The organism is Brevibacillus sp. NRRL NRS-603, assembly GCF_003013445.1.
GTDB classification, from domain to species: Bacteria; Bacillota; Bacilli; order Brevibacillales; family Brevibacillaceae; genus Brevibacillus; species Brevibacillus formosus.
This window is the reverse complement of sequence record NZ_PXZN01000024.1, coordinates 112,910-126,912: the sequence shown is the minus strand read 5'-3', so window position 1 is coordinate 126,912 and position 14,003 is coordinate 112,910. Positions and strand designations below refer to the sequence as shown.

At 41.0% G+C, this 14,003-nt stretch carries 18 protein-coding genes; 6 read left to right on the top strand and 12 right to left on the bottom strand.

The window, feature by feature from the left end; all coding sequences use genetic code 11:
- The 5 genes from C7R94_RS19780 to C7R94_RS19760 all read right to left on the bottom strand — a co-directional run bounded on the left by C7R94_RS19780 (position 1) and on the right by C7R94_RS19760 (position 4,433).
- Positions 1 to 369 carry a hypothetical protein gene (locus tag C7R94_RS19780; RefSeq protein WP_106783919.1) on the bottom strand — a complete coding sequence of 123 codons (369 nt, stop codon included), beginning with the start codon at positions 367 to 369 and terminating at the stop codon, positions 1 to 3.
- A 142-nt stretch (positions 370 to 511) separates the two neighbouring features.
- Entirely contained in the window at positions 512 to 1,576 is a 1,065-nt protein-coding gene (locus C7R94_RS19775; RefSeq protein ID WP_106783917.1) for a hypothetical protein, read from the bottom strand.
- The gene (locus C7R94_RS19770; RefSeq protein ID WP_047074299.1) at positions 1,566 to 2,141 is read right to left on the bottom strand and encodes a sigma-70 family RNA polymerase sigma factor; all 576 of its coding nucleotides are present in this window, start codon (positions 2,139 to 2,141) and stop codon (positions 1,566 to 1,568) included. The genes C7R94_RS19775 and C7R94_RS19770 overlap by 11 nt, the downstream gene beginning before the upstream one ends.
- A 153-nt stretch (positions 2,142 to 2,294) precedes the next feature.
- The gene (locus tag C7R94_RS19765) at positions 2,295 to 2,888 is read right to left on the bottom strand and encodes a YdeI/OmpD-associated family protein (protein ID WP_106783915.1); all 594 of its coding nucleotides are present in this window, start codon (positions 2,886 to 2,888) and stop codon (positions 2,295 to 2,297) included.
- Positions 2,889 to 3,659: 771 nt separating this feature from the next.
- The gene (locus C7R94_RS19760) at positions 3,660 to 4,433 is read right to left on the bottom strand and encodes a M23 family metallopeptidase (RefSeq protein ID WP_106783912.1); all 774 of its coding nucleotides are present in this window, start codon (positions 4,431 to 4,433) and stop codon (positions 3,660 to 3,662) included.
- Positions 4,434 to 4,548: 115 nt separating this feature from the next.
- Here C7R94_RS19760 and C7R94_RS19755 point away from each other — a divergent pair, with 115 nt between their 5' ends.
- Together C7R94_RS19755 and C7R94_RS19750 are read left to right on the top strand one after the other, a co-directional pair.
- Positions 4,549 to 5,241, top strand: coding sequence for a hypothetical protein (locus tag C7R94_RS19755; RefSeq protein ID WP_106783910.1), 693 nt, complete (start codon positions 4,549 to 4,551; stop codon positions 5,239 to 5,241).
- Positions 5,242 to 5,432: 191 nt separating this feature from the next.
- Positions 5,433 to 5,987: a hypothetical protein gene (locus tag C7R94_RS19750; RefSeq protein WP_106783907.1), complete on the top strand. Its 555-nt coding sequence runs from the start codon at positions 5,433 to 5,435 to the stop codon at positions 5,985 to 5,987.
- 48 nt (positions 5,988 to 6,035) lie between these two features.
- Here C7R94_RS19750 and C7R94_RS19745 read toward each other — a convergent pair whose 3' ends face one another.
- The 3 genes from C7R94_RS19745 to C7R94_RS31025 form a co-directional block, all read right to left on the bottom strand.
- Positions 6,036 to 6,668, bottom strand: coding sequence for a DUF1906 domain-containing protein (locus tag C7R94_RS19745; protein WP_106783904.1), 633 nt, complete (start codon positions 6,666 to 6,668; stop codon positions 6,036 to 6,038).
- A 129-nt stretch (positions 6,669 to 6,797) separates the two neighbouring features.
- Complete coding sequence (locus tag C7R94_RS30345) at positions 6,798 to 7,013, bottom strand: hypothetical protein (RefSeq protein ID WP_199197948.1); 216 nt, start codon at positions 7,011 to 7,013, stop codon at positions 6,798 to 6,800.
- A complete protein-coding gene (locus tag C7R94_RS31025; RefSeq protein WP_369835015.1) occupies positions 6,956 to 7,132 on the bottom strand; it encodes a sigma factor-like helix-turn-helix DNA-binding protein in 177 nt (58 codons plus the stop codon). The genes C7R94_RS30345 and C7R94_RS31025 overlap by 58 nt, the downstream gene beginning before the upstream one ends.
- Positions 7,133 to 8,827: 1,695 nt before the next feature.
- On the opposite strand from C7R94_RS31025, the gene C7R94_RS19730 reads away from it, so the two are divergent.
- Positions 8,828 to 9,112, top strand: a complete 285-nt coding sequence (locus tag C7R94_RS19730) for a DUF4183 domain-containing protein (protein WP_106783899.1) — start codon at positions 8,828 to 8,830, stop codon at positions 9,110 to 9,112.
- Positions 9,113 to 9,254: 142 nt separating this feature from the next.
- Positions 9,255 to 9,671 carry a DUF4183 domain-containing protein gene (locus tag C7R94_RS19725; protein ID WP_106784144.1) on the top strand — a complete coding sequence of 139 codons (417 nt, stop codon included), beginning with the start codon at positions 9,255 to 9,257 and terminating at the stop codon, positions 9,669 to 9,671.
- Positions 9,672 to 10,290: 619 nt separating this feature from the next.
- Here the strand turns inward: C7R94_RS19725 and C7R94_RS19720 are convergent.
- Positions 10,291 to 11,304: a hypothetical protein gene (locus C7R94_RS19720; RefSeq protein ID WP_106783896.1), complete on the bottom strand. Its 1,014-nt coding sequence runs from the start codon at positions 11,302 to 11,304 to the stop codon at positions 10,291 to 10,293.
- A gap of 223 nt (positions 11,305 to 11,527) precedes the next feature.
- Entirely contained in the window at positions 11,528 to 11,659 is a 132-nt protein-coding gene (locus C7R94_RS30855) for a hypothetical protein (protein ID WP_255577084.1), read from the bottom strand.
- A gap of 193 nt (positions 11,660 to 11,852) precedes the next feature.
- Here C7R94_RS30855 and C7R94_RS19715 point away from each other — a divergent pair, with 193 nt between their 5' ends.
- Positions 11,853 to 12,308 (top strand): PLAT/LH2 domain-containing protein, encoded by a 456-nt coding sequence (locus tag C7R94_RS19715; protein WP_106783893.1) that lies wholly within the window; start codon positions 11,853 to 11,855, stop codon positions 12,306 to 12,308.
- 361 nt (positions 12,309 to 12,669) lie between these two features.
- On the opposite strand, the gene C7R94_RS30850 is transcribed toward C7R94_RS19715, so the two are convergent.
- Entirely contained in the window at positions 12,670 to 12,798 is a 129-nt protein-coding gene (locus C7R94_RS30850; protein WP_255577083.1) for a hypothetical protein, read from the bottom strand.
- Between the two features lie 314 nt (positions 12,799 to 13,112).
- Between C7R94_RS30850 and C7R94_RS19705 the strand changes: the two genes are divergently transcribed.
- The gene (locus C7R94_RS19705) at positions 13,113 to 13,616 is read left to right on the top strand and encodes a hypothetical protein (RefSeq protein ID WP_106783891.1); all 504 of its coding nucleotides are present in this window, start codon (positions 13,113 to 13,115) and stop codon (positions 13,614 to 13,616) included.
- A gap of 11 nt (positions 13,617 to 13,627) precedes the next feature.
- Here C7R94_RS19705 and C7R94_RS19700 read toward each other — a convergent pair whose 3' ends face one another.
- Positions 13,628 to 13,942 carry a hypothetical protein gene (locus C7R94_RS19700; protein ID WP_106783888.1) on the bottom strand — a complete coding sequence of 105 codons (315 nt, stop codon included), beginning with the start codon at positions 13,940 to 13,942 and terminating at the stop codon, positions 13,628 to 13,630.
- Positions 13,943 to 14,003 lie beyond the last annotated feature (61 nt).

The window sequence follows — 14,003 nt, the reverse complement described above, 5'->3', positions numbered from 1 at the left end:
TTACAGCGGCAAATTCGTAACAGCCGTCCATGTTCCCACTTCTCCTGCCCGCACAGATGGGGGCTTCATTCGAACCGTTCCTCGTAATACATAATGTCGCAACCCAAGCGTTGGCTCCTCTTTGTAAGCAAAGGTGCCAACAAAATTAGCATAAGGTGATTCAATCGTGATTTGCCTGGACCTTTCATCCCAGCTTCCTTGTATGGGAATCGGAGTACCACGGAAATTAACGGTACCACTGACCCTGCCATTCGAAACATTGGAAATCACCAATGTGCCCAACGTGGTGGGTCTTCCACCAAAGCTCGCTTGAATTTCCCATGTAGAGGGGTACGGCAAGCTGACCCGAGTCGTCTGTCCAATTGCCACGGTCGACCTCTCCTTTCCATTGACTTGAGCGTGAAGTCAAAATAGTACGTTACAGTATACGTAGTCATCATGAATCTTCCCGTAGGCGGACGCACAACTTTATTTTTGACGAAAAAAGAGACGGTTTCCCGCCTCTTCTCTATTACTTCCATTCTGTTTCCGTTTTGTGTTCAATTATGGGTATGATTTTTTGTTCACTGTCTTTTATCATTTGTTTCAGTAATTCATCGCTGATCGTTACTTTATTTTTTCCGTCTTGAAGTTGTCCTTCAGCCATTGTTCTTCCAATCACATCGATCACTTGTTGTCTCGAGACATTTTTAGATGCTGCAATCTCGACAACAGTTTTCCCTTTGACTAGTTCTTCCTTTAACTCTGTCGCGCTCATTTTTAGTAAAGCAAGCAGTTTTTCATCGTTTAAAATGGAATCAGCGCTATAATCTGGCTTACCATTTAAAGAGAAAAAGCCCTCTACTTTATTGTTTGATGGTTCAAAATCTACCGGAGCAAGACTAATGCTATTCCCCTGAACAAATACTTGGTAACCCTCTCCTCCTGATCCCTTCTTGGTGTAATTCAAGATAAATGTTTTTTGATTGGGATTGTCCATTTGCTCCATGGCAACCTCGTAATCTTTGATGTTACCGTACAATTTATCAATAAGTTGATCTACCTTCCCCTTGATTTCCTGATCGGGTAAAGTAATGAGTGGTTTCTCCTTAGGCTCCCAATTCTCTTGCGTCAGGTCTTGAATCTCATCCGTAATACCGTTTGTATGGAGGGTAATCTTTTTGCCAGTTCCCCCTTTTTCCTGCAGGACGATGCTCAGTTGGACTTTTTTGGTTGAATCATTGGGGTCTCCAAGGTAGCTTGCATCGATAATCTCAAACGATTTTGTTTCGGGAAATGCGCTATACAGCTTCTCAAGTGTTGCTTTCCCAGCCTCATCCAGCTTGACTTGTTCAGAAGTCATTGGTGCTCGCGTAAGCATGTCAATCACAACAGGGGCCGCAAATGCTGCGGTTGGAATCAAAATCGCAGCAGCAACAATTCCACCAATTAATCGTTTTTTCATCGTTATTTCGCTCCTTTTTCGTTGCAAATAGTGAGAATAGGATTGTTCGATTCGTTTGGAAATGGCCGGCGGACACTCCATCGTTTCTGCCTCTTCGTGCAGATGTTCACGGATTTTGCGTTCAATAGTCATTGATCTTTTCCATCCTTTCCAGGGGGAGATTCCCTAAGTATTTTCGAAGCGCCTGGAGGCCAGCATGATATCTGGACTTGACTGTACCCAGCGGAATATCAAGCAAAGTCGCAATTTCCTCAAGAGTATAGTCGTGATAAAAGCGAAAGATAATCACTGTCCGCTGTTTGTCGGTCAGTTTTCGTATGGACTGGGATATCATTTGGTTTGTTCCATCCATCAACGCAGTATGTTCATCCAAATAAGACTCTTCATGAGAGAAGGCACGGATTCGTTCAACAATGCGGAATCTCCTCCAGCTCTTGACCCGAAATCTCTGTACTTGACGGATTACCAGGCCATGCAGCCAGAACTGGAAAGGACGGTTCGTATCGTAATTAGCAAGTGAGGTCCACATCTGCATATAGATTTCATTCATGACATCTTCCCGATCCTGCTTATGATCCACCAGAAAGGAGACGGTCCGGTATACGTCCTGAAAGGTCGCATCATACATCGTATGAAATGCCTGTTCATCCCCCTCTTTCATTTTTATAAGTAATTGGTACATCTCTTCATTTTCCATTCAGAGGGCCCTCCTGAGTAAGCAGCTTACACCCTATATTGTCTCTCGATCGGAAAAAGGTTCGGTTTTCTTCTTAATTTTTTTTAGAAAATGCAACGACCCGTTTGGCGAAGCACGAAAAAGAGGCGGTAGCTTCCGCCTCTTTTCTTACAATCAATCATTTAATCCCTTTCCCTCGAGAATTTGCTGCATGCATTTTTCCACCCTTGACTCTCGCGTTTTGGCTTGTTTGGGTGCTGAAAAGTGAAGAAGGTAGGCTCTTTGCCGTCCCGGAGTCAATGCTTCAAAAGCAGTTTTCAAGGCAGGGATTTCATCCAATTTTTTTTGAAATTCTTCAGGAATGCTGTATTCTTCATGCTTTTTATAGTTCACTTCCAAGCCGGATTTTTCAACTTCAATAGCTTCTTGAATATAGGCCTTCAAAATAGATTCCATTTCCATGATTTCTTCCACATTAGTAAACCGGATCTGGCGCGCAGCCTGTACATTCTCCGTTTGTTGAATGAGAATCCCGTTTGGATCTTTTAACAAGGCACCTTTTTGAAACAGTAGCGCACAATATTCTTTAAATCCATGTATTAAAACGATGTTTTTTTTCTCAAACGTGTAACAAGGATGCATCCACTTAAAATCTTCGGTCAGCTCACAGTCAAGAACAATACTTCTGAGCTTCTCAAATTCAGCCTTCCACTTTTTCGTCTTGCTTAAAAATTCATCAACCTTCGGATTCGTTTTACTTGTTGTCATCAAGGAACACCCCTCATCTAGTTGGTGTCATGTCAATTTTTATTTTTGACATTTTCGTATTTGTATTATTCTATCATCATGTATTCAGGTTCCTTCTTTTAAAGAATAAGCTCTAGCAGAGTGAGAGGTGATGATTGATCGAATCGTCACAGCAACGGATTTTGTCCAAAAGCATGAAGCTAAAGGACAAGAACCCGTTTTCTTTTTACTCGTCAGTGATCTTCATAATCTCCCCGCGCCGAGTCATTGATTATAGTTAAGTAATTTTATTGTGGCAGTGGGGAAAACTAACAGGAAATGTCAAATAGGGGAATACACAGTATTTGTTTGTAGCCGATATCCTCGTCTTAATCATTGGCGGCGGATATCAATGGGCGGTGGGAAATGTGCAAGCTCATCCCCAGAATATGGGGCAGTTGTTTCAGGAATCACTTTATTTCTTCTATTGAGAGCATTTAGTTAAGGGTGTTCGGCGTTAACAGGGGGGTACCATAGGCTGCCGTTCACCACTCGAAAAGATTATGTAGCATTTAGCAAGATTCAATCCTTTGAAGTCATGGAATATACCAAATAACACGCCGAGGCACCTCCTGTAAAACAGGCAGGTGCCTCACCTCTTTTCATCCGATCAATACCAAGCAAACCTCTGCTCTTTCCAAGGATCACCTTAATATACTTATATAACCATTAAGTGATTATTAAACAACCAAACCCGTCTCCTCAACACAGGGACGGGTTGTCATTTGACATTGGGTTATCTAATTTCTGCGGCTATTCCCTAGCTTGTTGCTTTAATTTCTTTTCTTTTTCATCAGAGATATTAAAAGCCTTTTTAAAATTTGGTACTGTTTGATCTTCCAACGGTTGTGAATTAATCCACTTCATAAATTCTTCTTCCCCTACATAATTTATAAGGGTGTCTTCAAAAAAGTATTCTGCACTGTCAAATTTACGTAATAATTCATCTTCCGTATGATGCTCTTCGGTTTGATGCTCTTCATATGGCGCAAAGGTCGGGCCATCAAAGTAGTGAGGCCAGAAGTATTTAGGGTCTATTGTATTTGAATAGGTAATATCCTTCCCATCATACTCCCCTTCATTATTTATATCGATATGCAAGTGAGGGCCAGTAGTATCTGTACCAGTATTTCCTGATACCGCAATTTCTTCTCCTTTCTTCACAGAATCACCCGTAGATACAGATTTGGATTTTAAATGAAGAAACCTAATTACTAGTTTAGTATTCGTGTCAGGGTCCTTGTCTCTTGTTTCAATTGCCACATAATTGCCTGCACTTGTCCAATAACCTGCACTTAATACGGTTCCTTTTTGTGGACTGTATACAGGCTCTTTATTTACTGCAATATCCATTCCTTTATGACTTTTAGAATATCCCCTACTTAATTCACTATCAGTAGTAACCCAACTCCAGTTAAAATCGTCGTATGGATTTATCCCTTCTGCGTAAGCTGTTCCATTGCCAGCACTAACTACAGCTGATACCGCGAGAGCTAAACCAAGAATACCTGCCCTTATCTTTTTCATACATACTTCCATCCCTTTCATTTTATGGTATATTATTACCAATACGATTATAGTATTTATTTGTCGAATTTTCAATTAATTTAGATAATAAATATGTAAAAAGGTGGTAATTCAAGTGTACAAAAAGTTAACGTTATTTATTTTGCTTTCTGCCGTTTCGATAGTTGGCTGTTCGACTAGTAGCAATGCAGTATCAAAACAGGAAAGTCCTCAACCTACGCCCGCAGATTATAGTAAAAAGCTAGAAATTCTTGATCGATTAGAGAACCACGACTCTACCTTAAGTCGAATGACAGAAATACTAGCAATCGAATGGCATCATTTATTTACACAAAAGAATGAAGAGGATCTATGGAATACATATTTTTATCTCACTTGGAATTTGCGTCCAGACGAAAAAGAGCGAGTAAGGAGCGAATTATCTACAACCCATAAAGAGCTTGCAACATACTTAGATATGCAGAAACAAGGCACACTTCCCGCAAAAGAAGTTAGTATTAAAAATATTATGGCTGAGAGAAACCCCAATAATGACGGTTATCTCGTGAAAGCAAGTTACCTTCTAACACTAAAAGACGGTACTACCAAAGAAGTATGGGTTGAACTTAACGCAGACGACTACATGGAAACTTTTAATCCTCGTTTTAACACTATAGCTACAGGAGAAAATCTTCCTGAACCCAAAAATGAACAAGAACGATTACGTCGTGACTTTATACTTAGAGCACTTGACTATAATGTAATCAAAAAAATGACTTATGATGAAATTTTGGAGATGATCGACATGAAATCGGTCGATACAAAGTAAACCTATGTACGTTATACTGCTTAAAAGAAGGACATAAAATTTCCTCCTTCAATCATCGTAAAAAACTATTTGGCTTTCATAAACACCAAATGCCCTCCCCGAATTCCGAAGGAGGGCTTCGTAAAAACACTATGTTCACATAAGACACATAGATAACTTCATTAATCAAAATCAGGATTGGAGGAATGAACATGATAAGGTATTTCCTTGTTTTTCTGCTCACTTGCGTCCTCTTCATCTCAGGATGTACACAAGAAAGACAAACTGCACCTAATCAGGCTATCCCTGAAGGATTTGAGGCATTGACATTAACAGATCAGCAGAAAAACGAGATTTTTGAATCTGCGGAAAAAGTAGGGGTGGATAAAGTCTATGTACCCGCGTTTGTGAGTAAAGGACAGAAGCTAGTGAAGATTGAAACAAGTACGGAGCAGGTAAAATTTTTAGAATTAATTTTTGCTGACGAGAATGAGAGTACTTACCTGGAAATTTTAGAGGCATCTGAGGAGGTCTTACTGGGTGGGGTTGTCATCGAAGAGAAGGAGACTACAATAAACAACGATATTCCAGCCAAATGGATATCTTTTTCAAATCATAAAGACAATATCGAAGCAGCCTCGGCTGGATTATACTTTAAAAAGGATACGTCATTTATTCGAGTTAGAGAACAAAAAGATAATCAAACCTTTAGAGTTTCAAAATCCGTTGAAGAAATAGCTTCATCTTTACAACCTCTTACTAGATAAAAGAGAACCCAACGGGTTCGAGAATTCTATCCGTTGGGTCCTCCTTTATTAGACTTGGAATCCACCCGCGCTTCCATTTGATTCGCAGAAATCCACGATGATGGTGTTTCCGTTATTTAACTTCAGTGATTTATCAATACTGTATTGATACAAGTCACGTGTTTTGAAATCCTTCTTGTCACTCCATGCTTTGCACTGCCAAAAATAGGTGACATCATCGACAGTATTATCAATATGTTCTAAAACGTAGTAACTTCCATATACACCAATTAAATATGTGTCTCCATTATCACGGTTGTAATTGCTCATTTCTTTTGCGATACCACTGAAGTAATCCTCAATCGCATCAAAATGAGCTCTTTTTATGATTTCCATGTCTACTGCAAAATAGATAGGCGTATCATATGGCTGACCAACTTCCTCTGCTTGTCGAATAGCACTCCTGCAAGCCTGCTTTCCGTTACTATACGTGAACTCATTAATATCTCGTCCACCATTCTGATAAACAGCAACGATTTTCAATCCAGCATCAGAAATGAGCCTTGCCTCTTCTTTGGTCAGGCGCTTCCAATCCGACTCACCATAATAACGTCCGATAAATTTGTACCCCTCATCCTTAATAGCTCTCAAATTGCTTTTTGTTGAGTTATTCTTACCTGCGTAATCAATGCCTTTCGCCATGCTTCATTTCTCCTTTTATGGGTAATGGATAAGCAACAGTGTTTGACCGGTCATTGTCGCTTTCACCTATCTAGGAAAAAAACAGGCACAAAACGGAACAACTTTCACGAAAAAAATGCGAATAATTTTTCATCCCCTGATTTGCTCAATAAACCGTGTCGTAATCTCATGAATTCCCTCTTCTTTCGGGAGCTTAAGAAAACCAGCTAGGGAGTCAATTTCAGGTTGCATTTCCTCCAAAACTTTGAGTAACGCCTCGTTATCTCCATTTTTTGCTTGCTCGACCATTAGACTGAATGCTTGATCAAGTATTGTTGTAGTTTCTTCAAGCTCCGGTTTTTGCATTGATTCACTCCCCTTTCCCCCATTTGTAAGCTTTCTCCGACCTCTTTTGCTGTGAAGCCTTCTAAGACGATCTTACGTATAACCTGCCTCTCCTTTTCATTGGATAGTTGCCGTAACAACTCTTCAACATAAAGGCTTCCGCCGTGATTAACCGTGCCCAGCTGCCTGCCAAAATCGTACAGAATCGGGCATTCATTACGAAGCCTCTTTCTTTCTCGATAGTTTAGGTTCCAGGCAATGCGTCGCAAAATTGTTCTGCATTCCTCTTTCGTCAAACGCCCACCTACTTTCTAAGAGTTTCGCAACCACAAAACCAAAAACAGGATCGTACGTTCGCTTTTCGAACAAAAAATAAACGTGCCAGATTCACACTGGCACATCCCGATCTACTGTATCCATTTTACTAAATAATCCAGCTTCCTTGCTTGATATCCCGGTAATGTAAATTTATGTAAGTAAATGTAAAGTTACGCACTCTCACCTCCCCCTTAATTTTAAAGCCCTTTTCATTAGTTGGAGAGGACCTTTTTCATAAACCATAAGGAAACCCGTCTCTTCAAAACAGGGACGGGTTTGATACTTTTCGAACTAATTTTGAACATTTCTGCTGAACGTTCCTTTGATTTGAATTTATTCCTTTTACTGTTTTGCTCGAATCAATAAAATGCAATATATTCCCAAGGAAAATTATCCATTTTAGACACTTCAAGGAGGATTCTGATAAATTTAACAAAAAGGTTCTGGAAGCAATTCTTTAGCTTTGCCCTCATACTTTCTGTTTTATTTTCAGGTCAGAGCATCGGTCATGCTGAGGAACAGTATACAGAGAATGTAGTTCCCGCAATGATAAGTGACACATCTCCTAGTGGTAAAGCAAGTGCGAGTCGAGTATATAATAATAACTTTGCTTACAACGCCTTTGACCGTGATAAAAGCACGTTCTGGTTCTCAGATAAAATTGAATCTTGGCTAGAATACGAATTTGAAACACCAAAGCGAATTGAAAAATATGCAATTCTACCAAAATAGGAAAATCTTGCTCCCAAAAATTTCACATTTGAAGCTTGGAATGGAACAGAGTGGATTGTACTAGATAACCAAAATTTAGTATCGTGGCGTGCTGACGAAAAAAAAGAATTTACATTTACAAACAGTGCTTCCTACAATAGATATCGTATAAATATAACTAAGGGTTTTGATACTTCAGTTGTTAGTATCATACATTTTGAGATGATGGAAAATGCTAATCCGACTAATCCAGACCCAGATCAAAACCAGACCCAAACCCTAACCTAACTGGTGACAATGCACTTCTTGTTATTAAAATGTTCAGTGGTCTTGAAAAAGAATTCGATTTATCTGCGTCAGAAGTTGAGGACTTTATAGATTGGTACAATGATCGCGCCGACGGCAGAGGCAAAGAAACATATATGTTCGATAAGGACTTTAACAAGGGGCCATTTACTTCTAGAAAAGATTATGTAGCTTTCAGCAAGATTCAATCCTTTGAAGTCATGGAATATACCAAATAACACGCCGAGGCACCTCCTGTAAAACAGGCAGGTGCCTCACCTCTTTTCATCCGATCAATCCCAAGCAAACCTCTGCTCTTTCCAAGGATCAACGAACATACACTTATGTAACCATTAGTCGACTATTAATTAATAACCCCGTCTCTACAAAGCAATGACAAGTTATTTTTAATGGAATTTTTTTACTCAAAGGGTGTTTGTACGTTTCGGGAAAGAAATAGTGTGCATTCAATAAACGGTGTAGGGTTTTACCTTACAATACTACAGGTAGGAGTTGGTTGAATGCCGATTACAAAACCATTTATGACGTCGCTCAGGTTCACTTCGACGATGGGGGCTGGAACAGGGACTGGAGCAACATTTGCCATTGCGGCAACTTCGTTTACGAATGATGCAGGTGCTGCTGCCACAGCATTTCCTGGTTCGTTTGCTTTTTACAATCTCTACATTAATGGGGTACTTCAGGCAGGGAATACTTCCACAGTCACAACAACGTCGATTACGATTCCTGACGGTGATGCCGAAAATGGCGGAACACCATTGATCGTAGAATTCGTCATCAACTGACAACCAGAAAGTAAATAAGAAATTCCCCAGGAGAGGATACACGCCTGGGGAATATTCCATCAAAAAAGAGTAATATGTCAAGAACGTGTTGCAGCCTCAGATCTTTGCACATCTTCATTACTTTGAGAAAGGGCTGGAGACCATGCAGCAAAAAAACAGTAAAAGAATAGTTGTGACTCGATCCAATAATCTGAGTACCTGTTACCCAGTAATGCCGCCACTCGGATGCCCTAATATCTTTCCCGGGCAACCTTGCCCGACATGTCCACCATGTCCACCGTGCCCCTGTACGCCCGGACTACTGACGACGGTGGTTTCTCAATACACGACTTTTTCGGATGGACAAAAAAATGTGTATACGAATGCCGACGCCTCACTACAGTTTAGTACTTCCGGAATTCTCGACCCCAGCACCGTATCGATTGTCAATCTTTTTATCAATGGTATTCTTCAGCCTTCAAATACGTATGTAGTCCAGCCGGGCGTCCTGATGCTGAGTGATGTCCCGTTTCAAGGCGTTCCTATCATCCTGCAGTTTATCCAAATCTCCACTTCCTGATATCAAGCCTTGCATATGCGTAATCGTCACGCCGATGGACGTAGGAGATAATGCTACAGTTTGGAGGTGACGTTTGCCATTCTTTTGACTCCGTTCTTCGTAATAAGGTCTGGCAATGGCCGCCGATCTCCAAAACTAAAAAATCCCCGACGAACACGTCGAGGAGAAAATGTAAGGTTATTGGTCGTTGTATCTATTTTAGTATATACATAATGCTATACTCAACAATCAGATATTTACAATTACTTCGTCACACTCACAAGGTCTTCAACGTTAATCCAATCAGCTGCCCATCGCTCACCAGCTTGAATCATTTCCTCATAGACACATCATCCTGGAGAAAACCAGTCACTGACAATACAGTGTCCGGAGTTTCTTCGACCAAACAAATTTCCTAACCCTTTCGAGGTAGGAAATTGCCTCTGGATCGTTAGGACGAGGAGCTTAGGAAATTATCTCCATCAATATAAAAAAGAGACGGATATTCACCGCCTCTTTCCCCCTGATCAATCCCAAGCAAACCTCTGCTCTTTCCAAGGATCACCTTGCGCCACTGCTGATTCTGCCCGTGAGTAGACAAGCATCGACCGAACCTCCACATCCTGTTGGGATTAACGGTCTAGTTGATCATGCCGTTTTCCGGAGTAACGGTAAAATTATAAAAAACCCCTTTTTTATTGATCGATGCCGTAACGGTCGGTTTTCCCTTTTTCGTAAAGGTATATTCGTTGTATTTCGTTGAAACATTGTAGCCTGTCAAATCCATATGAAAGACTTTCTTCACCATTGGATTAACAGCAGCAATCGCTTTTTCTTTCGTATAGAACGGTTTGGCAAATGCTTTTGGAATATCTTCGTCCGAAACATAGTTGCTATCTCTGAATTCATTGTGCATGATGGCTGAAACAACTTTCCCTGTTTTCGCCCCAATGAAGACACTATATGTACGACCGCGATCCATGAAGCTCCACACCTGATCCAGGTGATAGTCCGAATTTTTCAGGAGCGAGACCTCAGGGAGCAATGCTGATGCTTTTCCGTTTGATAGTGCCTTCATTGCCTTTTGTGCTGTTTCGACCACCTTGGGGTTAACTTTTTGGCTTGAATATTTTATCGAAACAACGCTGGGCTTCCCTGTTTTCGCGTCGATGGATGCCGTTACATTCTCCCCCTTAAACACCCAACTATTTTCCATATCCGAGCTGAATCGATCTACCTTATCAAATGTAAAAGCCTGCGTGCTATCCATGCTTTTCAACGTGTTCATGATAGTATTTTGCAAATCTGTAGCCACTTCGCTGAACTTGAAGTTAACATGTACAGATACGACCGTTCCCTCTTTTTTGGTAACCAGAACCTCGCCTCTGTTGTCTTTGGCTGAGACCACCCAGTAATCGGCGTTCATCCCTGTAATCTCATCCAACTCGATCGGCAGACTGCCCGCCTCCTTCTGCATGGCTTGTTTGGCAGCCTCTACAACATTTTTGTCCAATTGTGCGAGTTTCTTCATTGGTTCCGGGGCAGATTGCGCCTGAGTGTCTGCATAAGCTGGTGCTACCATGCTCGCAAATGGAACTGCTGCTGACAACAGCAATGTCATCATACTAACGGCTAAAAACGTTTGTTTTTTCATTTCGTTGACTTCCCTTCTATTTTTAGATCACTTATTTGATCCAGCTGGAGGGATTTCGTGACAGCTGTCTCCATCAATGTAGATGTTTTTTATACTGCTAGACCTCGGCTTCTGCTGCCGTAGCTCGCTGAATCCAATGAGGCAGAGCGGTACGAGCCTCCATGATGAAGTTGATATCTGCTTCTTCGTAAATGGCACTCGGGATTAAGTACAATTACGCCTTCTAACCTTCCCGGGTGCTCTTCAACTTTTCTCCAGATGACAAGTCCTTCATCGTCATCGCTTCAAGTTCATAAGGCCCTGGCGTAGCTGCTTCACACATTGCCAAGTCCATCGCTGAATTACGCTTGTCCAACTCACCTATCTCTTACATGCTCCAGCTAACAACTGCTTCCTGCATTTCTTTTTATCCCCCTTAACTTTCTGACACCCTTCATATTTATTTTTATCAAATACACACCCGTCCGAGAGTCCATATATTTACATATAAGTAATTATTTTGTATAATTTCATTGCTTCCAATATACCGATTTAAAGGAGTGTTTTAAATGAAACGTTTAGGGATCTCCACTGTGCTAGCTTTTGCATTAATGTTAAGTGGAGCAAGCGCTTATGCTTCTGAGAACCTCCAAAATTCAAATCAAATTGAACCACTTGCATCGTACACCTATAAAGTTACTATCAAAACAAACAATGCAGATGACGCAGGAACAAATTCGAAAATTCAAATTAAGTTACATGGCTCCAAAAAGGATTCCTCATGGACTACCTTAGACAGTGCTGGTGATGATTTTGAGCAAGGCTCTACAGGTGTCTATTACGTAACCGCATCCGCCAATCTCGGGAGTATTCAAAAAATTGAAGTTAAATCCGATGGCAAAGGTAACAAGCCAGGATGGTTACCGTACTCCTTTGTAATACAAAAAGACACTTCAACTTGGAAATTCTACAATGATAAGTGGATTGGTGATAATGGGCCTGAAACAGTCACTTTAACTCGTTAATTAAAAGCACAGAAAGCAATTAAGAAAATGCTTTGATTGAAGATCATGGTATTCCCATGGTCTTTTTTCTTTATCAAAGTTAACTAGCTTTCAACAGCCATTCACCGTTTCCCCCAATGCCCCAGAATTCAAATCTCACGTCCTGCAAGCATCCCGTTCCCCTCCCCAATTTCAAAGTCCTTGCTGCCCTTATACTGGCACCGGATCGATCTGTTTTACATCTGCCATTTCCCAGGCGTACCGTCCCGATTCAAACCATCCAAATGAATCCTTCTGGGGACTACTCAAGCACCCCTCACCTAAACTAGGCCAGCACTCCGTGAGGTTTGCAATTGCAACCACCACGCCCACCTGCAGGTTTTCAGCCGTATACCCGTACACTGACCAAAATGATGCGAAAAGGCTCTTCCACGCAAATCCCCTCGTCCACCTTCTTGGCAGCGTGGTTGCAATGGGGCTGTAGTACTTTGTAGATTAGCTGCGGTTTCATATTTCTTTTCACCAAGCGCGATTAGCGTCGCCCATGGCTGGTGAATGGTTTATCGTCGATGACAACGCGGTTGTTGAAATCGAACTAGGCAGACATTCTAAAATGCATACAAGGATTGAATCAGTTTCAGTTGCCAAGTACAAACATAGGCTGAGCAAAGTGAATCAGATCAGGCCGGCTGTTGCAATTGATTTGGCTCAAAAAGATCTTATCTAGTAATACCGTTGCACATTTAACAAATCGTGTGTTTTGTTACCAAATTTCTCAACATACGTTATAGTGGATAAGGAAATGCATTCATGTGAGGTGATTAAATGTTAGAAATATTTAACGATTTTTTCATTTGGGCTTTTGAGAGACATCAAAATATCCTAAGTTGGTATATTCGCCCACTATTCCTTCTTCCTTACTGTTACTTTGCTTATAGAAAAAGCTTAAAAGGTATCATTCTTACTCTAATTGCGCTGTCGACCAGTATGTTCTGGTTTCCAAAACCAGACTTTGTAGATCCATCTGTTCAAGAGTTCTTAAAAATGGAGAGAGATTACCTTGTAGGCGAATGGGATATTTCAAAAATCCTTATTACATTGCTAGTGCCTTTATCCCTATTTGCACTTGCCTATGCCTTTTGGAAAAAATCATGGAAATATGGGGTTTTGGTTATTAACTTAATTGCATTATTAAAAATAGTTTGGAGCATTTACTTTGGTATGGAATCTGGGTTGTCTGTAATTGCTCCTGCAGTCTTGGGATTGTTCATTTGTAATGGAATTATTGGACTTTGTTATTACTTTCTCAAGAACAAGAAGTCACCATAATTACCGTTTTGTTAATTTGCAGATACAAAGCGCGGCTTGCTTACATGGGGCGCGTAAAAATCTGCCTTAACTGATTTCCCGCCCCGCGGTACCTCGATCAATGCCCGCGGAATTGCTGACACGTTTTGGGCTTTGCATTGGCTGCTTGGAGTATCCGCGGGTAGGTACTGATGGAGTCGCCTGCCCGCAGGCAATATTGCAAGCACTTCTCCTCGCTTCGCCTTGGTTGATCCACCTGCCTGGCTTTCCCACTCAACTGTATCGCCGGGCTCGTAATCCAAGTGATAAAACATTTTGCCGTGCGCGATAGTCATCTTGTGTTTCATTCTGCTTCCCTCCCTAACTATTTCGTTAACTTTAACTAATGTCTCCTAATGCTCAGAAGCG